Source organism: Bradyrhizobium sp. ERR14 (assembly GCF_014198235.1).
Classification (GTDB): domain Bacteria; phylum Pseudomonadota; class Alphaproteobacteria; order Rhizobiales; family Xanthobacteraceae; genus Bradyrhizobium.
This window is the reverse complement of record NZ_JACIHD010000005.1, coordinates 47,670-67,392: the sequence shown is the minus strand read 5'-3', so window position 1 is coordinate 67,392 and position 19,723 is coordinate 47,670. Positions and strand designations below refer to the sequence as shown.

Here is a 19,723-nt window from a genome sequence, read left to right as displayed (position 1 = left end):
GCTCAGCCCTTCCCCCCACTCCAATTTCCCGCCCGCTTCTCGGCGAACGAGGCCAGCCCTTCTGCAGCCTCCGCGCTCTGGCGCTTGAGTGAATGCAGCTGCACGAGCCGCGTGTAGGCGGCATCGTCCACCGCCATGCCGCCGAACGAGCTTTCCAGCGCGAGCTTCTTGGTCTCGGCCATCGCCTCCGGTCCGTTGGCGAGCAGCTGCTCGACGACCTTCGCGCCTGCGGCTTCGAGATCGCCGAGCGGCACCACCTCGTGGACGAGGCCGATGCGGCGGGCGTCCTCGGCGCCGAAACGCTCGCCGGTCAGCGCGTAACGCCGCACTTGCCGGACGCCGATGGCGTCGCAAAGCTGCGGGATGATGATCGCGGCGGTCAGGCCCCAGCGCACCTCGGTGATCGAGAACAGGGCATTGTCCGCGGCGATCACGACGTCGCAGGCCGCGATCACGCCGGTGCCGCCGCCGAAGCAGCCGCCTTGCACCAAAGCGACCGTCGGGATCGGCAGCGTGTTCAGCCGCTGCACGGCTTCGAAGGTCGCGCGCGAGGCCGCCTCGTTCGCCTCTGCCGATTGCGGCCGCACGCCGTTGATCCATTTCAGGTCGGCGCCGGCCTGGAAATGCTTGCCGTTGCCCCTGAGCACGACGACGCGAAGATTCGGCTTTTTGCCGAGATCGTCCATCGCCGCGAGCACGCCCGCGATCAACGCGCCGTCATAGGCGTTGTTGACCTCCGGCCGGTTCAACGTGACGGTCGCAACCCCACGCTCATCGAGGGTCCACAGCACGGGGCTGGCAGTCATCGGCGATCCTCCGGTTGTTTGCTGCGCACTATGGCCGAGGCGGCGCGTCCCGATCCATATCTTTCCAGCGTGGGGCGGCCGCGTCCATCGCATGGCGGCTTGTGTCATGCTGCCGCCCGGTGGCACCAAGGGACAGGACGGAATCATCATGCGCATCTGCATTTTCGGCGCGGGCGCCGTCGGCAGCCACATCGCGGTCCGGCTGGCGCGCGCCGGTCATGACGTTTCGTGCGTGATGCGGGGGGCGCATCTGGAGGCGGTCCGGGCAGGTGGCCTCAAACTGCGCGTCGGTGATTCCGAGGTCTCCGCCAAGGTGAACGCCTCGGGCGATCCGGCCCAGCTCGGGCCGCAGGACGTCGTGATCTCGACCTTGAAGGCCACTGCGCTCCCGGGACTGGTCGCCAACATCAAGCCTCTGCTTCAGGACGACACCGCCATCGTCTTTGCCCAGAACGGTATTCCCTGGTGGTACGGGATCGGCCTGCCGCCGCGGCATCCGACACCGCCGGACATTTCCTTCCTCGATCCCGGCGGGCGCTTGCGCAGCTGCATCCCGAAGGAGCGGATCATCGGCGGCGTCGTCTTCTCCTCCAACGAGGTGACGGCGCCAGGCGTGGTGCACAACCTCACCCCGGACCGAAACCGCCTCTTGATCGGCGAATGCGACGACCGCAATTGCGAGCGCATCACCAGGCTTCGCGGCGTCTTCAACGACGCGCGGCTGGAATCACCGCCGGTCGCCGAAATCCGCGAGGCGATCTGGTCAAAGCTGCTGACCAACATGTCGCTGTCGGTGCTGTGCCTGCTGACAGGCCAGACCGCACGCGGCGTGCGCGACGACGCCGCCTTTGCGGAGGTCATCCCGCGCATGCTGAACGAGGCCAACGACATCGCCCAGCACTTCATTCCCGAGGTCAAGCGCGTAACGCGCAGCGGGCCCGCCCCCAATCACAAGCCCTCGCTGCTGCAGGACTACGAGCTTGGCCGCGCCATGGAGATCGACGTGCTGGTGAGGGCGCCCGCCGCCTTCGCGCGCACCGCCGGCCTGTCGACACCGACGCTCGACCTGATCGCCGCGCTGGCGATCCAGAAGGCGCGCGACAAGGGGCTTTACTCGGCGTGAAGCTCAGGCGAGTTGGTCAATCCACGCCGCGAGCGTGTCGAGCACTTCTGTGAGCGCCTCTTCATTCGTCCGGCCGGACTTCTTCAGCACCGCGAAGGAATGATCGCCGCCTTCGACCTCGTGCAGCGTTGCCTTCGCCCCGAGCGACGCAATGACAGGCTTGAGATGCTGGAGATCGGCAAGCCCGTCCCGCGTGCCCTGCAGGAACAGCATGGGGATCGTGACCCCCGCGAGGTGCTCGGCACGCTCGGACGACGGCTTCTTGGCGGCATGCAGGGGGAAGCCGAGGAAGGCGAGCCCTTTGACGCCTTGCAGCGGCGCCTTCGACTGCGCCTGCGAGGTCATGCGCCCGCCGAACGATTTTCCGCCGGCGACAAGCGGCACCCCGGGACACTGCTGTGCCGCCTCCTCCACCGCCGCGCGGATGGCGGAGTGCGCGACCGCCGGCTGGTCGGGGCGCCCCTTCTTCTCTTCCATGTAGAGGAAATTGAAGCGGAGCGCCGCGATGCCGCGATCCGCGAGTCCTTCTGCGGTCTTCGCCATGAAGGCATGCCGCATGTCGGCGCCCGCACCATGTGCCAGCACGTAACAGGCCCTCGCGCCGTCAGGCTGCGTCAGGATCGCTGACACCGTGCCGATGTTTTCGATGTCGAGCTTGAGCTCTTGAGTTTTGACAGCCACAATCGATCATCCCGACAGACGCGTTTCCGGCCGCCTTGGTAGCGTCACCGGCGCAGCCTGAAAACACAATAATTGCCGCGCCCGGCTGGCCTACCAAGCCGGAACTGCGCATCAACCGAGGTAACCATGTCCTACCGCTCCTCCTGGATGACCGAAGAGCTCGACGTCTTTCGCGACCAGTTCCGGAAATACCTCGCCAAGGACCTGGCGCCACATGCCGAAAAATGGCGCGAGCAGAAGATGGTCGACCGCTTCGCCTGGCGCGGCCTCGGCGAGATGGGCGCGCTGCTGGCGAGCGTCCCGGAGGAATATGGCGGCCTGGGCGCCACCTTCGCCTATGACGCGGCGGTGTTGGACGATCTCGAAAGCACGGTGCCGGAGATGACGACCGGCGTCTCCGTGCACAGCGCCATCGTCGCGCATTACATCCTCAATTACGGCTCGGAGGAGCAGAAGAAGCGCTGGCTGCCGAAGATGGCCTCGGGCGAGATGGTCGGCGCCATCGCCATGACCGAGCCCGGCACCGGCTCGGACCTGCAGGCCGTCAAGACCACGGCGAAGAAGCAGGGCAATTCCTACGTCATCAACGGCCAGAAGACGTTCATCACCAACGGCCAGGCCGCCGATCTCGTCATCGTGGTCGCGCGCACCGGCGACGCCGGCGCCAAGGGCATCTCGCTGATCGTGGTCGAGACCGCGGGCGCGGACGGCTATAAGCGCGGGCGCAACCTCGACAAGATCGGCCTGCATGCCTCCGACACCTCGGAACTGTTCTTCGACAACGTCACCGTGCCGCCCGAGAATTTGCTCGGCAAGGAGGAAGGCCAGGGTTTTGTCCAGCTGATGCAGCAATTGCCGCAGGAGCGCCTTGCGCTCGCGGTCGGCGCCGTCGCCTCGATGGAGCGCGCGGTCAAGCTCACCACCGACTACACCAAGGAGCGGAAAGCGTTCGGCAAGCCCCTGATGGATTTCCAGAACACCGCCTTCAAGCTCGCCGAGCGCAAGACCGAAGCCATGATAGCGCGCGTCTTCGTCGACTGGTGCATCGAGCGCCTGGTCGCCGGGGATCTCGACACCGTCACGGCGTCGATGGCGAAATACTGGTGCTCGGAGAAGCAGGTCGAGACCGCCGACGAATGCCTCCAGCTGTTTGGCGGCTACGGCTACATGCAGGAATACCCGATCTCGCGCATCTTCATCGATTCCCGCATCCAGAAGATCTATGGCGGCACCAACGAGATCATGAAGCTGCTGATCGCGAGGTCGCTGTAGCTCGATTCATTGCGCACGCCAGTCACGCGGCCGGCAGCCGAAGCGTTGCTTGAAGCGTCGCGTGAAGTGCGACAGGTCCGAGAAGCCCCAGTCGAACGCGATGGCGCCGATCGCACGATCCGCCATCGCAGCATCCCTGAGATCCCTGGCCGCGCCGTCGAGCCGATGGTCGATGACGTATTCGGTGAAGCTGGAGCCCGATCGCGCCAGCAGCTTGTGCACGTAGCGCTCGCTGATGCCCACGGCATCGGCGACATCGGCAACCGCAAGCCCGGGCTCGCGGAGCCGCCGGTGAATGGCACGTTTCAAGGCCAGCGTGGTGGTATCGGCGAGATTTTCCGACTCGGCAGCACCTGCCCGGCTGCGACGTGACAGGCTCACGGCAACCAGCTCGATCAACGCCCGGAACAGAAGCACGCCCTCATCCTCGGTCATGCGCAGCGCCCCGTCGCTGAGCGTGCGCGCCGTCTCGACGATGAGATGGCCGACGAAGGGATCGTCGGACACGCGCACCGCAGCGACATCGAACGAAACGGGCAGCCGTTCGCGCAACGCCTCAGCCGGCACCCAGAACGAGGCGACACGCAATTGCGGACCACGATCGTGCAAAAGCGCGAACTGCTGGTCGCTGTCGAAGATGCCGACCTGTCCGGGCGACAGGCTGATCTCGCGATTTCCTTGCAGGATGCGACAGCGGCCGGCCAGCTTCAGATTGAGATAGAAGCAGCTGCGGTCGGACGCCGCGATGTCGGCTGCGGAACGGCGCACAACGTGTTCGGGAAAGCTGACGCGGTTGATTGCGGCGTCGCCGAGACGGACGTGCTCGACGCTGGCGGGAAAGCCGGCTGCCGCCGCCGGCTCCGGCGTCAGATTCATGAAAGCCTGGCAGATCGCCTCGCGATAATAGGCGAATTGCTCCGCTGGCCGGACGCCCGCGGTGTCCCAGGCCGATTGGCGTGACGGAACGGCGCGCTCGATCTGCTGCATCGGTTCACTCCGAGACCAATCCGGTTCACTCCCAGCCAAGCAACGAATTCGTTACCGGTTCAGGTTTGCTGCGCGGCCACACTGCCCCGCCAAGACCATCATGCGCCGATCTAACCACACCCTCGGGAGGAGCCACAACATGTCCACCTACGTTCTCGTCCACGGCGCCTGGCACACCGGCACCGAGTTCGAGCCTGTCGCCGCCCCCATCCGCGCGGCAGGCCATCAGGTCCATACCCCCACCATCAAAGGCAACCGTCCGGGCGATGCCAAGACGACCGGGCTGAAGGAAGCGATCCAGTCGATCGCTGATTATCTTGCCGAGAACAATCTAAAGGACGTCATCCTGCTCGGCCATTCCTATGGCGGCATGGTCATCACCGGCGTTGCCGACCTGGCTCCCGAGCGGATCCGCCGCCTGGTCTATTGGAATGCCTTCGTGCCCAACGACGGCGAATGTCTCAACGACATGGTGCCGCCGCATTATATCGGGCTGTTTGACGCGATCGCGGCCGAGCGCGGCGACGGCTCGGTGGTCTTGCCTTTCCCGGTCTGGCGCGAGGCCTTTATCAATGATGCGGATATCGCGCTGGCGCAGAAGGCCTACGACGTGCTCAATCCGCATCCCCTGGCGACCTTCACCGACAAGATCGCGCTCAAGACCAATCCAGCCGAAATGCCGCTGGCCAAATCCTACATCAACTGCACCGAGGACACCGCGATGCCGCACAGCCATCCCTGGCATCCGCGGCTGTCAGAGAAGCTCGGCCTGTTCCGCCTGGTGCAAGTGCCGGGAAGCCATGAGCTGTGCTTCTCCGATCCGGCACGGCTCGCCAAAGCGATCATGGAGGCGGGACGCGACTGACAGGTGAATCCCGTGGCGACGCTCACGACCGGTGAGCGCCGCCTCAGTTCGGATGCCACCAGCGGCCGCCGATGACGACGCCTTCGGAGACGATCTTGCGGTCGCCGATCAAATGCTCGCCGACGACGTCCTCGTAGTCGAACTGGCCCTGCCTGACCGTAACAAGCGTGGCGTCGCCGACGCAGCCGGGCTTGAGGCTGCCGAGCTCGGGGCGACGCAGCGCCATCGCCGCATTCACCGTCGAGGCCGCGATCACGTCGGATAGCTCCATGCCCATGCAGAGGAATTTCGACATGGTCGTGACCTGGTCATAGGCCGGGCCGTCGATGCAGAGCTGGTGGATGTCGGAGGAGATGGTATCCGGATAGAAGCCGTTCGCGAGCATCGCGCGCGCGGTCTTGAACGCGAACGAGCCCTTGCCGTGGCCGATGTCGAACAGCACGCCGCGCTCGCGCGCGTCCAGCACCGCCTTCTTCACCGTGCCCTGCGCGGTTGCCGGCGTGTTCGGGAACGGGCGGAACGCATGGGTCAGCACGTCCCCGGGACGGAGGCGTGCCAGCACCTCCTCATAGCTCGGCGGCGGATGGTCGATATGCGCCATCAAGGGCATGCCGACCTCGTTGGCGACCTCGATCGCGATGTCGAGCGGCACCGCGCCCGAGGTACCCGAGGAATGCAGGCCCACGCGGACCTTGATGCCGACGATGAGATCGCGGTTGGCATCGGCCACCTTGGCCGCCTCGATCGGGTTCATCAGCCGCAGCTCCTCGCTCTCGCCGACCATGATCCGGTGCGAGAAGCCGAAGATGCCGGCATGGGAAACGTGCAAATAAGCGAGGATGCGGACCTGGCTCGGCTCGATCACATGCTTGCGGAAGCCGGCGAAATTGCCGGGCCCGGCGCTGCCGGTGTCGACCGCGGTAGTGACGCCGGAGAGGCGGCAGAATTCCTCGGCATCGATGCCGAGCGAGGTGCCGCCCCAATAGACATGGGTGTGGAGATCGATCAGCCCCGGCGTCACGATGTATTTCGAAGCGTCGCGCACCTCGGTGCCCGGATCCGCCTTGAGCCCGGTGCCGACTGCCGCCACCTTGCCGCCGGCAAAGGCGACGTCCATCACGGCATCGAGCTTCTGGGAGGGGTCGATCACTCGGCCCCCGCGCAGGATCAAGTCGAAAGTCATTTTTGTCTCCGGACGTGGCATGGCGGGCGCGGGCCAAGCCGCTTCCTGCCTCTTTCAAATGGCCTATAGCAAATCTTGCACCAATCGAGCAAAGCACAGGGACAATCGAGAACGGGGCCGGCGCTCGCCGGTCAACCGTGCCTGCGCCACGCCCTGAAGTCGTCCTCGACGAATGCGGCGGCGGCCTTTGCAGCGGCATGGAGCCAATCATTGTCGCGCTTGCTCAGATCTGCAGCGATCCTCTCCGATGCACCCTTGGCGGCATGAATGGCGCCGATGTCGAAGCCCATGACGTTGAGCAGATCGAGCTCCAGGCTCATGTTCGCGTGATCCCCGAGATTGATCTTGCGGGAGTCGGGCGCAAGGCGCCGGATCACGAAGCCGCTCCGACGTTCGAGCGCGAGGTGTGGATCGGGAGCTCGATACGGAGCTTTGGCGAGATCAAGGAAGCGCAGCCTGCCCTGCTGGTCATGCGCCCAATCCCAGGCCGACGGCACCAGCGCCTTGGCTTCCCTGACGATCTGGCCGCCGCACCAGTCGGCGATGACGAGAAAACGCGGCCGGCCCAGGCTGCCGACACCTGCCACGCGCGTCGCGAAGCGACCGGATGAGGCGCCGGGCGGTAGTTTCTTGCGGAGGGCTGCGGCAACAGGGGACGGTGGCTTCGCCCGCGGGTAGTTCTTCACGTCGTCCCAGAACTCCTGACGTTCGTCGTCGGTGCATGCCACATAAGCGCGCATCCAGCTCGCCTGCTCATCCAGCAGCGAGGGCAGCGGCTTCTTGAGACCCTTCTTGTAACCATCGAGAATCGCCATGGCGGCGTCGCCATTGCCGACATGGGTCATGGCCCTCGCCTTCTTTTTCCTGGCCTTTGGCGCCAGTCGCGCGCTCGTCGCCAGGCGTACGAGATCGAAGGGATAGGCGATGCTCGCGGCCTCGTCGAAATCGTTGACGCCCCAGACGAGACGTCCCTCCGCGTCGCGCCAGGTGCCGAAATTCTCGATATGAGTGTCGCCCACGGACGGCACCCGCGGCGCGTCCTTCAACTCCGGGCAGAGCGCTTCGATACACCTGGCCCAGCGGAAGAAAGTTGCACGAAGGAAGACGAACGGGTCATCTTTCATCTTCTTGTGCTTTTCGTCGAGGTCGGGCTCGACGACAGTGCATTGGGAACGCAGCCAGCGCTCGAACGCCTTGTTGTCGTCCAGAAATGAACGCGGCTCGATCCCGCCGCTTCTGTTTGACGTTTGCTTGATCACGGCCAGAGCTTCCTGAAGCGAGTGATGATGAGCGAGCCCTGTGGAAATGATTGCTGCGAGCTGCGGCGCAGGGCGTCCAGATCTTCAATTACAAAGCGAGCAGGATAGCCCCGCCGCTACCCTTCCGCTAGCCGGGACGACATGACCTTGCCATCGTCAGCGGCGGGATGACGGGCGAACACGAGGGCGAAGCCAAAGGATTGGGGAAGGCGCACGCAAGCCCCCTGGGGGCGGCCCGCAATCACGTCAAGTATCTGAGATATTGGCGATCCCGGGAAGACTCGAACTTCCGACCTACGGTTTAGGAAACCGTCGCTCTATCCGGCTGAGCTACGGGACCGCGGAACCCGTGGGTACGGGTTCGATCCCGTCATAGCAGAGCAAAATGCGGTTCGCCAGCCGTCAGGCGGGCCAGACCATCGTCAACCTGAACGGGGTGGCTATACAATCGCTGCCAGGCCCCCCTCAGCGGAGCAGCTCACATGATCGAAAGCATCAGCGCCATCACGCTCGGCACGCATGACATGGAGCTCGCCGTGCACTTCTACCGATCGCTGGGGTTCGAGCTCCTGTATGGTGGCGAAGCCGCCGCATTCACGAGCTTCCGCGCCGGCAGCGGCTATCTCAATCTGACTGCGCAACCGGAAGACAAGCGCTGGTTCTGGTGGGGCCGCGTCATCTTCTACGTGGCCGATGTCGACGAGACCTACGCACAGGCGCGCGCTGCCGGGTGGCAGCCGTCGACGACGCCGCGCGATGCGGAATGGGGTGAGCGCTACTTCCATCTCACCGACCCCGACGGCCATGAGCTCAGTTTCGCACGGCCGTTGTCCTGACCGAATAAGTCGCATCTGCTGACGTTCCAACGCGCAAGTAGCGCTGTCTCAGCCGCCGTGGCAAGCTCAGCGCGGTTTCCTCAAGTTCTAACCAGGGAGGACGACCATGGTAACCTATGTTGTGCTGTCGAACTTCACGGATCAGGGAGTCCGCAACGTCAAGGACTCGCCGAAGCGGGCAGACGCCTTCAAGGAGATGGCCAAAACGTTCGGCGTGACTGTGAAAGAGATCGTCTGGACGCAGGGACGATATGACGTTGTGACCGTTATCGAGGCTCCAGATGAGGCTGCCGCGATGTCGCTCAGCCTGAGTCTCAGCGCACTCGGCAACGTCCGCACCGAAACGCTGCGCGCGTTTTCGGCAGCGGATATGACAAAGATCGTCGGCAAGATGCTCTGACGCTCAGGCCCGCGCGAGCGCACCGGACCCGGGATGGCAATCCCGGGCAGAGGCCTCTCACGCCCTGATATTGTTGTCCTTGACCACCTTGCCCCAAGTGGCGACCTGCTTGTCGAAGAAGGTCTTGAAGGCGGCGCCGTCCTGGAGCAGCAGCGTCATGTGCTGGGTGTCATTGAGCTGGGCGGCGGTCGCGGGCTCGCTCAGTATCTCCTTGGACGCCGCCGCGAAGGCTGCGACGATATCGGGCGGCGTGCCTGCGGGCGCGAAGATGCCCCACCAGGCCAGCGTCTCGAAATCGGGAAAGCCCGCCTCGATCGCGGTCTGCGTATCCCCCAAGGCCGGCAGCCGCTCGCGGCCGAGCTGCAGGATCGGACGCAGCATGTTGGTGCCAAGCTGGGCGGCGACCAGCGCGGCCGATCCCGCGATGAGATCGACATGGCCGCCGAGCACGTCGTTCATGGCCGGCCCGCCGCCGCGATAAGGCACGTGCATGATCTCGACCCCAGCCTTGCTGCCGAGCACGGTCATGGCGAGATGGCCGAGCGTGCCGATGCCGACGGACGCATATTTCACCGCGCCCGGAGTCGCCTTGCAGGCGGCTACCACATCGGCAAAGCTCTTGTAGGGGCGGCCGGCGCCGGCGGCGATCACATAGGGCGCAGTGCCGATCAGCAGCACCGGCATCAGCTCGCGCTCGACGTCGACCGGCGGCTTGTCGAGGATCGACGGAATCACAGCATGGGAATCGAACGTCACCAGGAACGAGGTGCCGTCCGCCGGGCTCTTGGCGACTTGCGCCGCGCCGAGCGCGCCCGCGGCGCCCGACTTGTTCTCGACCACGACGATGCGACCGAGCTTGGTTTGCAGGCTGGCCTGCAGCAGCCGCGCCATCGCATCGGTCGAGCCGCCCGGCGGAAACGGCACCACCAGCGTGATCTTGCCGGCCTGCGCCATCGCCGGCGTCAATGCGAGAATGGCCGGTGCAGCCAGCAGCGTGCGTCGTGTGATCGTCATGGTCCCCTCCCTTTTTGGTTTCGGCGCCCGGCTTTTGCTCTTTGGCGCTACAGCATGATCCGGAAAAGTGGGCAGCGGTTTTCCGATAAGATCATGCTCAAGAAAATACCCTAAGCGCGCAGCGCTTAAGTCGTCCCGAAGCCCGACCCAGCTTTCTTGTATTCTGGCCGAGGCGGACTGAAGATGTCCAGCACCCGGGCCCCATTGGGGCCGGCGCGCATGGTGTGCGGCACATTGCCCGGGGTGCGCCAGAAATCGCCCTTCGTCACGGCAATTTCCTCATCGCCCTGGACGCGGATGGCGGAGCCATCGAGCAGCACGCCCCATTGCTCCTCGGGATGATGGTGCAGCGTGCCTTGCGCATGCGGCGCCAGCGTCACCACCGACAGCATCGCCTGCTCGCCGGAGAAGATGCGCGTGGTCACCCCCGCCGCGAGCTCGCGGAACAGCCCGTCGCTGGGATCATCGATATTGTGGAATTCTTCCTTCTGACTCACGTCATTCTCCCTTCGTTTCATCTTGCTGCCGACTGACGTACGGCGGCCACGAGCCGGTCTTTGAACTCGCCCCTTAAGGTCACAAACAAGCTCGACCATCTCCGGCTCTTGAACTCGCAGCCGCCTCGTGGACAATATTCTTCGTCGTGATAGTCCCCGAAAACGACGCCAAGCAAAGTCATTCGACGGCCCCACTGGCGAAAGAGGGCGCTTCCTGATGCCCCGAACTCGAACTCGCAGTTCGTTTCAAATGTCTGCCAATCCCTCACGTCGCGGATTTGGCACTCCTGGATCGTCTTGTTGAACGGCCCGTCCTTGTCCCTCTTTCCTGTGGCTTCGATATCATAACCGACAACTGCCAGAACACGCTCCAGCTCCACGAGAGTTTCGGGCTGCTCATATATTTCGTACGGCGTCACATCTGCGGGAAATCTAAGTCTTGCGACGGCCCAATCGACGCTGCCCTGCCTCGGTGCAGCATCGACGCAGGTGCCCATCCATAGCGCTGCCGACAAGGGAATGATCCGCTTCTCCGCTCCCAAATAGTATTCGAATATGCACTTCTCTGGTGACGTATGAGGCTTGCAAGCGTCCCGAAACGCGTGAGCCACCGTCGTGATCACGTCGCGCGCTCCGGTGACTTGAGCGCTGCTGGCTCCGCCGGGACATCGCAAGACACCACTTGCCGCGAAGCGCTTTCCCACCTCACCTTGGGACAGCCCCGTTACCTTTGCATAAGTCTCCTCCGTCATCCGCCGTTCCGCATCCGTCAAAGCGACAGTGCCGATCGCCGGCGTGGGATGAGTGTTGGTGGCCTCGCGCATTTTCGCCGAGCTGACCTCGTTGCTTCCGGACATCCACAGAAGGAGGAAGCTGGGCAGGACGATCGCGTAATTCCTCATCATGTAAAGTAGCCTCAGCATCAAAAAGCATGAGAGAACTTTGGCCGAAACAAAGGTCGTGAATCACTTTCGAAAATAGCAGATGGCTGACGTCGGCTTTCGATCAGTTCAGCCATTGCCTTGACTTAAGCCCGCCTGATCAAGTCTTGCCATAAGAGCCCTGATAACGGCCCTCGCGGATCGCCTTCATGGTTTCCTCCTCGCGCGCGACCTGGGCGCGGACCGCTTCGAGCAGCGCCGCGGCGCCGGCGGCGGGAAACGACACCACGCCGTCCTCGTCGCCAACCACGATGTCGCCGGGCGCAATCACGCTGCCGCCGATCGTGACAGGCACGTTGATCTCGCCGGGACCGTTCTTGTAAGGACCGCGGTGGATCACCGCACGGGCGTAGCAGGGGAAGTTGTCGGCCGCGAAGGCCGCGACATCGCGGATCGCACCGTCGATCACATAGCCTTCCGCTTTGCGCCATTGCGCGATGTTCTTCATAATCTCGCCCACCAGCGCGCGCGTCTCGTCACCACCGCCATCGACCACGATGACGTCGCCGGGACCGACCAGCTCGAGCGCGCGGTGGATGGCGAGATTGTCGCCGGGGCGCGTGCGCACCGTGAAGGCGGTGCCCACCAGCTTAGCCCCGCGATGATACGGTTTTAGCCCGACCGCGCCGGGCAGCCGGGCGAGATTGTCTGAGATGACCGAGGTCGGCGCACCGCGAAAACCCTCGATGATCTCGGCCGGCGGTTTCGGCACGCTGCTGGCTGCGATCGTGATGGTCATGTCCAAAAATCCTTCCTTCTTAATCGGCGTGCGCCCGCGCCTTCGCCGGCATGATCCGGAAGGCGCGCCCTTCCTTCATCCACGCCGCGCGCTCGTCGCGCAACAGTGTTCTGCGAACCTTGCCTGAATCATCGCGCGGCGGGGCGCCGACGATCTCGAAGCTTTCCGGATGCTTGTAGCGGCTGAGCCTGTCCTTCAAGAACTCCGCCATGCCGTCGGCGATCGCCTGGCCGTCGGCATCGCCCTCCGGCTCGATGATGGCGTGCACGCGCTGGCCCAATTCCGGATCGGGCAGTCCCACCACGACGCAGGATCGCACGCCGGGAGACTCGGAGACGGCAGCCTCGACCTCGGCCGGATAGATGTTGGCGCCGCCGCGCAGCACCATGTCGGCGAGGCGGTCGCCGAGATAGAGATAGCCTTCCGCATCCAGCCTGCCGATATCACCGAGTGATTCCCAACCATCGCTGCGGCGCTTCGGCTCGGCGCCGAGATAATGATAGGTGGCGTCCCTGCCGTCATTGTTGAGGAAATAGATCTCGCCGGTCTCGCCGGGCGCGACGTCGTTGCCGTCCTCGCCGATAATGCGTAAGCGCGCCATCTCGCCGATCTTGCCCACCGAGCCCTTGTGCGTCAGCCATTCCGTGCCGGAGATGATGCATGAGCCTTGCCGCTCGGTGCCGCCATAGAGCTCCCAGATCCGCTCGGGGCCGAGCCAGGCGATCCAGTTCTCCTTCAGCCAGGGCGGCATCGGCGCCGCCATGTGGAAGACGGTCTGAAGGCTCGACAGATCGTAGGCGTTGCGCACCTGCTCCGGCAGCGCCCAGATCCGGTGCATCATGGTCGGCACGAAATTGACCCATTGCACGCGCTCGCGTTCGATCTGCCGCAATGTCTCCTCGGCGTCGAACTTGACGAGACCGGTGAGCTGGCCGCCGGTGAACAGGGCGTAGTGCGACACGATGAACGGCGCATTGTGGTAGAGCGGCCCCGGATTGAGCAGCGAGACCCCGAAGGGGATGTTGAGCGGCGGCGCGGCGACCGTGTCGGTCACGGCCGGCTGATGATCGAGGATCACTTTCGGCCGGCCGGTCGAGCCGCCCGAGGTCATGGCTTTCCAGTAGCGCGCCACCGGCAGCGTCAGCGCCTGGTCCGAAAATCCTTCCGGCACGAAATCCGCAGGCAGGCGGTTCGGCGCGCTCCAGTCAGCCTCGCCGCCGACCACCAGCGCCGGCTTGAGGATGTCGAGCACGGCAGCGGCCTCGCCGCGCGGCAGTCGCCATGACAGCGACGTCGGCGTCGCACCGCACTTCCACACCGCAAAGGAGGTCTCGAAGAACGCGTTGCCGTTGGGCAGTCCGATCGCGACGAAGTCGCCGGGCTTGACGCCTTTGGCCATGAACGCCCGCGCGCGCCGGTTGGCGCCGCGCTCGAGCTCGTCCCATGTCAGCGTGTCCTGCCCGTGACGGATTGCAATCGTGCCATGTGGTTTGCGTTCAGCGTACCAGCGCGGCACGTCAGACAGGGGCAGCAGCATCGGGCGTTTCCATTTCGTTTCTTGGGTCTTTCTTGGCGCCGCCTCAGGTGAGGCGCTCGCAAGGCGAAGTGTAGCAGCCCGCCGGCGCGGCGCTGTGACTCACGCGCCACGTCAAGCACAAAATGTCAGCATCCCAGCCATGAAATTCCCGGGTTCCATGGGTGACAAGCCGGCGATAAAGAGGCAAAAATCTGGCTCGACTCAGTTCGGGTTGAGTTTTGCAAGGAATGCTCTCGTAGAATGTCGTCCGTGATAGCATTGCGTCGTGCGGCGCTGGTTCTTGTTGCCGCGGCAGGATTTTTCCTGCTGACGCACGCGCATGCCCAGGCGCAATGGTGGAAACGCGCGCCGGTCGATTTCGAGGAATGCGCCGACGCCGCCGAGAAGGCCGCGACCAAGTCCGAGAAGACATCCGCGCTTGCCGATTGCAACGCCAAGTTCGCCGGCCGCCGCAAGGCAGGCGGGGGTTATTCCTATTACGACTTCCTGCAGGATCGCACCTTCGACATCGCCGGCCCCAATCCGACGCCGGAGGAGCAGAAGAAGATCGACGCAGCTTACACCGCCTATCTGGCCAAAGAGCGCCGCAGCAACGAAGCGGCCGAGGCCGCCGCCCGTCAACAGCGCGAGCAGCAGGAACTGCAGGCGCGGCAACTCCAGCAGGTCGCGCTGCGAACCGACGTCGCGCGCGTGCCCGTCCCGGTCGAGCGGCCAAAGGTGCAGCAGACCGTCGGTCAGCGCCCGAAGGGCGCGTGCACCAAAGGCTCATTCTCCTGCGAATGGCCGCGGCTGTCGGAGAGCTTGAACGATTTGAAAAAGCTGTTCAATCCGACCCCGAGCAAGCCGGCGAAGAAGGGTTAAGCTCCTCGCACTGACTTGTAGGATGGGCAAAGGCGCGCAAGCGCCGTGCCCACCACCCTGGCAAGACAAAGAAAGTTGGTGGGCACGCTCCGCTTTGCCCACCCTACGACAGCGGGGTGTGGAACGTCAGTTCGGTTGCTTCTTCTTGCCTCGCTTCGATTTGACCGTTGGCACATCCACCGGCGCAGTCGTCGGCGAGCTGCCCAACTGCGACCTGCTCTCCTGCAACCGCCTATCATAGCCGGGCGAGTTCACGACCGTCGGCGGTCTCGCAAGAGCGAGCGTCGATGCGCCGCAAAGCGCGGCAAGCGCGAGCCCGATCATCAAGCTACGTTTCGTCGGTCCCTCCTTGCACTCAAACCACCGCGCGAATCTGCTGCGGCGTCAGCCGCGGCGGACCGTTGCCGGCGGCTTCGGCCTCCTTGATCAGCGCAACAATACGGCGCATCAGCGGCACCTCGACATGGTTTTGCTCGGCGAGCGCGATGACGGCACCCTGGAGATAGTCGATCTCGGTCTTGCGTCCCTGTTTCAAATCCTGCCACATCGAGGAGCGCGCCTCGGGATCGATCTTCATGGTCCGTCCCAGGATCGCATTGAAGATCATGTCGGGCAGCCGCAGCAAGGCCGGCGTCCAGTTCATCGGGATCGGCGTCGCCGAGAGCGGCGCGATGCCGGCGGCCTTCAGCGCGGCCAGCCCTTCGGCCATCTGGTCGGCGAACAGCCTGCGCCAGTCGCGGTTTGCCAGTTGCGCGGCGAGCGGCAAGTCGGACAATGCGCTGAGCGCGTTGTTCAGATTGATGATCAGCTTGCCCCATTGCACGCCGGTGATGTCGCGGCTCGCGCGCACGGCGAGGCCGGATACCGACAATGCCGCGGCCGTGTTCTCAGGGTTCTCTCCGACATGGATGTCGCCGGAGGTCGAGCGGTGGAAACGGCCCTCGCCCATCGCGATCACGTTGAACGGCACCATGCCCGCGAGCACGCGGCGCCCACCGAGACGCTCGCGCAGCACCGCGATATTGCCGATGCCGTTCTGCAGCGAAACGATGACGGCATCCTCAGGCGCATGCTGCGCGATCTGATCCGCGACATCGGCGGTGTCGGCGCTCTTCACCGTGACCAGCACGATGCCGGCGCTGTCGAAGATCGCGGGGTCCTCGGACAGCGCGAGCTGCCCTGCGCCGAGCTTCGTCTCCGAGCCGTCGAAATCCGTCAATCGCAGGCCGAACCGCTCGATCTCGGTCTTCACCCGCGGCCGCACCAGCAGCGCGACACGGCGGTCACTGGCGGCCAGCATGCCGCCGACGAAACAGCCGATGGCGCCCGCGCCGGCCACCACGATCGGTCGATCCGTCATCACCTCGCCTTGCTCCCTGAACGATCGCCCCTCGATAGCAGAGGCGAGGCCGGCTGCCCATCGCTGCGCAGCCGCCTTGTAACCGTCATGAGAGCCCCATATGTTTTCGGCCCGGGGGCAGTCAGCGGCGAGCGCTCGCCGAACGACACGCCAAAGGAGAGCACCATGGGTCTACTCGACGTCCTCAACGGCATGCAGAACGGCCCGCGCGGCCCCTCTACACCCAGCTCCGAGAAATCCTCCGGCGGCATGTCGCCGATGACCATGGCGCTGCTCGGCCTGCTTGCCTGGAAGGCGTTCAAGCACATGACGGCAAACCAGTCCGGTACGGCGCCGCAGCCGTCGCCGACGCCGGCCCCTCCGCCGGTGAACGCGAACACCGCGGACAGCGGCGGTCTTGGCGGTCTCGGAGGCCTGCTCAAAGGCGGCCTCGGCGGCCTGCTTGCAGGCGGCGCGGCCGGCACCGTGCTCAGCGGCGGCCTCGGCGATCTCCTCAATCAGCTTCAGCAGGGCGGCCACGGCGACGCTGCGAACTCCTGGGTCGGCAAGGGTCAGAACAAGCCGATCGCGCCGGGCGATCTTGCGAGCGCACTCGGCGCCGACCAGATCGACAGCCTGTCCGCCCAAAGCGGCCTGTCGCGCGACGAGTTGCTCAACGGCCTCAGCCAGTATCTGCCACAGGTGGTCGACCATTTGACCCCGGACGGACGGCTGCCGACCGAGAACGAGATCTCGGGCAGACTTTAATCGGACGTTGATCGACGCGCTTTCGGGAAGGGGAGCACACTCATGAGCATGGGCGGCCTGTTGTGGATCATCGTCGTCGGCTTCGTCGCCGGCCTCATCGCGCGCTGGCTGGCGCCGGGACCGAACAACCCGAGCGGCTTCATCCTCACCACCATCCTCGGCATCGCCGGCGCGTTTCTCGCGACCTTCATCGGCCAGGCGATCGGCCATTACAGCCCAGACCAGGGCGCCGGCTTTATCATGGCCACACTCGGCGCGGTGGTGGTGCTGTTCATCTGGCACCGGCTGGTCGCGAGCGGTGTGATCAAGGGGTAGTCACTGTCGCGTTGTGGCGCGACCTATAAGCGCGCGCCGATCCGGGGCCCATAACCACAGGGAGTGGTTTGGCAAGACACGGAGTGACCGGAGTCGCGCCAAACTTCTCCCTGTGGCTATGGATCCCCGCGCCCCGTGCGCAATTGCGCACTAGGCGGGGATGACACCGGAGATTGGAACGCGATCTCACGTAATCAGATGCATCCCCGCATCCATGCGCACGACCTCGCCGGTCATGTTGCTGGAGGCCGGCATCGCCAGGAAGCAGACGAGCTGCGCGATGTCCTCGGCTGATGATGCGACCTTGAGCGGCACCTTCGCCACCACGCTGTCGCGCACCTGCTTGGCGCCGGCTTCGCCGCGGCCCTTGGTGAACCAGGGCGTGTCGATATAGCCGGGGCAGACGGTGTTGACGCGGATCAGCGGCGCCAGCGCGCGCGACAGCGACAGCGTCATGGTGTTGAGCGCGCCCTTGCTCGCGGCGTAGGCGATCGACGAGCCGACGCCGCTGATGCCGGCGACCGAGGACACGTTGACCACGGCGGAGGGCCGCTCCGAGGCCTTTGCGCCGGCTTCGAGCAGGCTGCGCGCGGCACGCACCATCTGGAACGGGCCGATGGTGTTGACGCCATACACGCGCTGGAAATCTTCAGCCGACAATCCGTCGAGATCGGCATGGGCGACATGCTTGGTGGTGCCGGCATTGTTGACGAGGATGTCGAGCCGGCCCCAGGCGCTGGCCGCCGCAACGATCTTGCGGCAATCGTCGTCCTTTGAAACGTCGCCCTGCGCAACCAGGACTTCCGGAGAGCCCGCCTTGCGGCAGACGTCCGCGGTGGCCTCGGCTTCTTTCTGGCTAGAGGAATAGTTGATGACGAGCCGCGCCCCGCTTCGCGCGAGGATTTCCGCGGTTGCTGCGCCAAGTCCGGATGCGGACCCCGTCACGATTGCGCACAGACTGTCTTTGGCCATCCGGATTTCCTTCCCCTGGTTCTGATGCGAGCCTTAAGTCGCTGGCCTTGTTTAGCGAGTTTGCGGCGCCCTGCAAATCAAGCAAACTCCGCTAAGCGGAATTAGCCTCCTATTGGTCCTTGCCCCATGCCCGCGCCGCAGGTTGACCTGCGATCAACGCTTGTCAGGGCCATGGCTTTTTCGGATCATCGGGCGCAAGAAGACCTGCGCGGTTCGCTCCACCAGGCGGGCCGCGCCAACGGCAAAACACGGGGAACGCTGTGGCGGAGAGTGACAACATCGTCGTCGAGACTGCGGAGAAGATCTTCGCCGATCTCGCCGATCCGCAAACCATCAACAACGACAAGAAGGATGCCTGGCAGGCGCCGCTGTGGCGGGCGCTGAGCGAAGCCGGCCTGCCATTGTCCTGGGTGCCCGACGATCTCGGCGGCTCCGGCGCGAGCCTTGCCGACGGCTTTGCGCTTCTGAACGCCGCCGGCCGTTTCGCCGTCGCGGTTCCGCTGGCCGAGACCATGCTGGCGGGCTGGCTGCTGGCGCAAGCGAAGATCGCATCGCCCGAGGGCGAGATGACGGTGCTGCCGGCATCGCCGAAGGACCGCATCACCCTCGATGCCGATGGCTCGCTTTCCGGCCGCGCCCGCGGCGTGCCCTTTGCGAAAGCGGCAAAGCATTTTGCGGTGCTGGCGCACGGCAAGGATGGCGTCTCGATCGCGCTGGTCGATGCCGGCAAGGTCCGGATCGAGTCCGGCCTCAATGTCGGCTACGACCACAGCGACACCGTGACGCTCGACAAGGTCCAGCCCGTCACGCGCAAGGCCGCGCCGAAGGGCTTTGACCAGACCACGATGATGCTGATGGGCGGCGTTGCCCGCAGCCTGCAGATCGCGGGTGCGCTGGAATCGATGCTCGACATCTCCGTGCGCTATTCCAACGAACGCGTCGCCTTCGAGAAGAAGATCTCGAAATTCCAGGCCGTGCAGCACAATCTCGCCCGCCTCGCCGGCGAATCCGCCGCGGCTCTTGCCGCCGCAACCTCGGCCGCCGACGCCATCGCGAATGCGTCGCGTTTCGACGACGAGGTCTATCTCGAAGCCGCCTCGGCAAAGATCCGCTGCGCGGAAGCCGCGGAAAAGGGCGGCGCCATCGCACATCAGGTGCACGGCGCGATCGGCTTCACCCTCGAGCACATCCTGCACCGCTATTCGCTGCGGGCGCTGGCCTGGCGCGACGATTTCGGCTCGGAGAGCCACTGGGCCGTCGAGCTTGGCAAGCTGGTCGCAAACCGCGGCGCCGACGAATTGTGGCCGCTCGTGGCGTCGCGCTGATCA

At 64.8% G+C, this 19,723-nt stretch carries 22 protein-coding genes and 1 tRNA gene; 9 read left to right on the top strand and 14 right to left on the bottom strand.

All coding sequences use genetic code 11. The features are described from left to right. Positions 1-2: 2 nt before the first annotated feature. A complete protein-coding gene (locus GGD62_RS16390; RefSeq protein ID WP_183709054.1) occupies positions 3-806 on the bottom strand; it encodes an enoyl-CoA hydratase-related protein in 804 nt (267 codons plus the stop codon). Between the two features lie 148 nt (positions 807-954). On the opposite strand from GGD62_RS16390, the gene GGD62_RS16385 reads away from it, so the two are divergent. Next, on the top strand, positions 955-1,929 hold the full coding sequence (locus GGD62_RS16385; RefSeq protein ID WP_183709333.1) for a ketopantoate reductase family protein: 975 nt from the start codon (positions 955-957) through the stop codon (positions 1,927-1,929). 3 nt (positions 1,930-1,932) lie between these two features. On the opposite strand, the gene GGD62_RS16380 is transcribed toward GGD62_RS16385, so the two are convergent. Further along, complete coding sequence (locus tag GGD62_RS16380) at positions 1,933-2,610, bottom strand: alpha/beta family hydrolase (protein WP_183709053.1); 678 nt, start codon at positions 2,608-2,610, stop codon at positions 1,933-1,935. A gap of 126 nt (positions 2,611-2,736) precedes the next feature. Here GGD62_RS16380 and GGD62_RS16375 point away from each other — a divergent pair, with 126 nt between their 5' ends. Further along, complete coding sequence (locus tag GGD62_RS16375; RefSeq protein WP_018316447.1) at positions 2,737-3,882, top strand: acyl-CoA dehydrogenase family protein; 1,146 nt, start codon at positions 2,737-2,739, stop codon at positions 3,880-3,882. Positions 3,883-3,888: 6 nt separating this feature from the next. Here the strand turns inward: GGD62_RS16375 and GGD62_RS16370 are convergent, their stop codons facing one another. Further along, on the bottom strand, positions 3,889-4,869 hold the full coding sequence (locus GGD62_RS16370; protein WP_018316448.1) for a helix-turn-helix domain-containing protein: 981 nt from the start codon (positions 4,867-4,869) through the stop codon (positions 3,889-3,891). A 139-nt stretch (positions 4,870-5,008) separates the two neighbouring features. On the opposite strand from GGD62_RS16370, the gene GGD62_RS16365 reads away from it, so the two are divergent. After that, entirely contained in the window at positions 5,009-5,734 is a 726-nt protein-coding gene (locus tag GGD62_RS16365) for an alpha/beta hydrolase (protein WP_018316449.1), read from the top strand. A 43-nt stretch (positions 5,735-5,777) separates the two neighbouring features. Here GGD62_RS16365 and GGD62_RS16360 read toward each other — a convergent pair whose 3' ends face one another. The 3 genes from GGD62_RS16360 to GGD62_RS16350 all read right to left on the bottom strand — a co-directional run bounded on the left by GGD62_RS16360 (position 5,778) and on the right by GGD62_RS16350 (position 8,516). Further along, positions 5,778-6,917 carry an amidohydrolase/deacetylase family metallohydrolase gene (locus tag GGD62_RS16360; RefSeq protein ID WP_183709052.1) on the bottom strand — a complete coding sequence of 380 codons (1,140 nt, stop codon included), beginning with the start codon at positions 6,915-6,917 and terminating at the stop codon, positions 5,778-5,780. A gap of 131 nt (positions 6,918-7,048) precedes the next feature. Continuing rightward, entirely contained in the window at positions 7,049-8,176 is a 1,128-nt protein-coding gene (locus GGD62_RS16355; protein WP_179732099.1) for a DUF2252 family protein, read from the bottom strand. Positions 8,177-8,439: 263 nt separating this feature from the next. Beyond that, positions 8,440-8,516, bottom strand: a tRNA-Arg gene (locus GGD62_RS16350). 142 nt (positions 8,517-8,658) lie between these two features. Here GGD62_RS16350 and GGD62_RS16345 point away from each other — a divergent pair. Further along, positions 8,659-9,012: a VOC family protein gene (locus GGD62_RS16345; protein WP_183709051.1), complete on the top strand. Its 354-nt coding sequence runs from the start codon at positions 8,659-8,661 to the stop codon at positions 9,010-9,012. A gap of 106 nt (positions 9,013-9,118) precedes the next feature. Continuing rightward, positions 9,119-9,412 (top strand): GYD domain-containing protein, encoded by a 294-nt coding sequence (locus tag GGD62_RS16340; RefSeq protein WP_092261275.1) that lies wholly within the window; start codon positions 9,119-9,121, stop codon positions 9,410-9,412. A 57-nt stretch (positions 9,413-9,469) separates the two neighbouring features. On the opposite strand, the gene GGD62_RS16335 is transcribed toward GGD62_RS16340, so the two are convergent. From GGD62_RS16335 to GGD62_RS16315, 5 genes are all read right to left on the bottom strand, one after another. Beyond that, entirely contained in the window at positions 9,470-10,426 is a 957-nt protein-coding gene (locus GGD62_RS16335) for a tripartite tricarboxylate transporter substrate-binding protein (RefSeq protein ID WP_183709050.1), read from the bottom strand. Positions 10,427-10,551: 125 nt separating this feature from the next. Continuing rightward, complete coding sequence (locus tag GGD62_RS16330) at positions 10,552-10,923, bottom strand: cupin domain-containing protein (RefSeq protein ID WP_020508622.1); 372 nt, start codon at positions 10,921-10,923, stop codon at positions 10,552-10,554. Between the two features lie 17 nt (positions 10,924-10,940). Then, positions 10,941-11,828: a hypothetical protein gene (locus GGD62_RS16325; RefSeq protein WP_157644204.1), complete on the bottom strand. Its 888-nt coding sequence runs from the start codon at positions 11,826-11,828 to the stop codon at positions 10,941-10,943. Positions 11,829-11,964: 136 nt separating this feature from the next. Beyond that, the gene (locus tag GGD62_RS16320) at positions 11,965-12,603 is read right to left on the bottom strand and encodes an RraA family protein (protein WP_183709049.1); all 639 of its coding nucleotides are present in this window, start codon (positions 12,601-12,603) and stop codon (positions 11,965-11,967) included. A gap of 19 nt (positions 12,604-12,622) precedes the next feature. Continuing rightward, complete coding sequence (locus tag GGD62_RS16315; RefSeq protein WP_183709048.1) at positions 12,623-14,140, bottom strand: AMP-binding protein; 1,518 nt, start codon at positions 14,138-14,140, stop codon at positions 12,623-12,625. Positions 14,141-14,380: 240 nt separating this feature from the next. Between GGD62_RS16315 and GGD62_RS16310 the strand changes: the two genes are divergently transcribed. Next, the gene (locus GGD62_RS16310; protein ID WP_179732119.1) at positions 14,381-15,001 is read left to right on the top strand and encodes a hypothetical protein; all 621 of its coding nucleotides are present in this window, start codon (positions 14,381-14,383) and stop codon (positions 14,999-15,001) included. Positions 15,002-15,127: 126 nt separating this feature from the next. Here the strand turns inward: GGD62_RS16310 and GGD62_RS41845 are convergent, their stop codons facing one another. Both GGD62_RS41845 and GGD62_RS16305 read right to left on the bottom strand, forming a co-directional pair. Continuing rightward, complete coding sequence (locus tag GGD62_RS41845; RefSeq protein ID WP_409333949.1) at positions 15,128-15,325, bottom strand: hypothetical protein; 198 nt, start codon at positions 15,323-15,325, stop codon at positions 15,128-15,130. A gap of 31 nt (positions 15,326-15,356) precedes the next feature. Continuing rightward, the gene (locus GGD62_RS16305; RefSeq protein ID WP_183709047.1) at positions 15,357-16,364 is read right to left on the bottom strand and encodes a 2-dehydropantoate 2-reductase; all 1,008 of its coding nucleotides are present in this window, start codon (positions 16,362-16,364) and stop codon (positions 15,357-15,359) included. A 162-nt stretch (positions 16,365-16,526) separates the two neighbouring features. Here GGD62_RS16305 and GGD62_RS16300 point away from each other — a divergent pair, with 162 nt between their 5' ends. Both GGD62_RS16300 and GGD62_RS16295 read left to right on the top strand, forming a co-directional pair. Then, entirely contained in the window at positions 16,527-17,108 is a 582-nt protein-coding gene (locus GGD62_RS16300) for a YidB family protein (protein WP_020508623.1), read from the top strand. Between the two features lie 42 nt (positions 17,109-17,150). Next, positions 17,151-17,423 carry a GlsB/YeaQ/YmgE family stress response membrane protein gene (locus GGD62_RS16295; protein ID WP_018316463.1) on the top strand — a complete coding sequence of 91 codons (273 nt, stop codon included), beginning with the start codon at positions 17,151-17,153 and terminating at the stop codon, positions 17,421-17,423. A 186-nt stretch (positions 17,424-17,609) separates the two neighbouring features. Here GGD62_RS16295 and GGD62_RS16290 read toward each other — a convergent pair whose 3' ends face one another. Beyond that, a complete protein-coding gene (locus tag GGD62_RS16290) occupies positions 17,610-18,395 on the bottom strand; it encodes an SDR family NAD(P)-dependent oxidoreductase (protein ID WP_179732125.1) in 786 nt (261 codons plus the stop codon). 260 nt (positions 18,396-18,655) lie between these two features. Here GGD62_RS16290 and GGD62_RS16285 point away from each other — a divergent pair, with 260 nt between their 5' ends. Further along, positions 18,656-19,720, top strand: a complete 1,065-nt coding sequence (locus tag GGD62_RS16285; RefSeq protein WP_092261283.1) for an acyl-CoA dehydrogenase family protein — start codon at positions 18,656-18,658, stop codon at positions 19,718-19,720. The last annotated feature ends 3 nt before the right edge of the window (positions 19,721-19,723 follow it).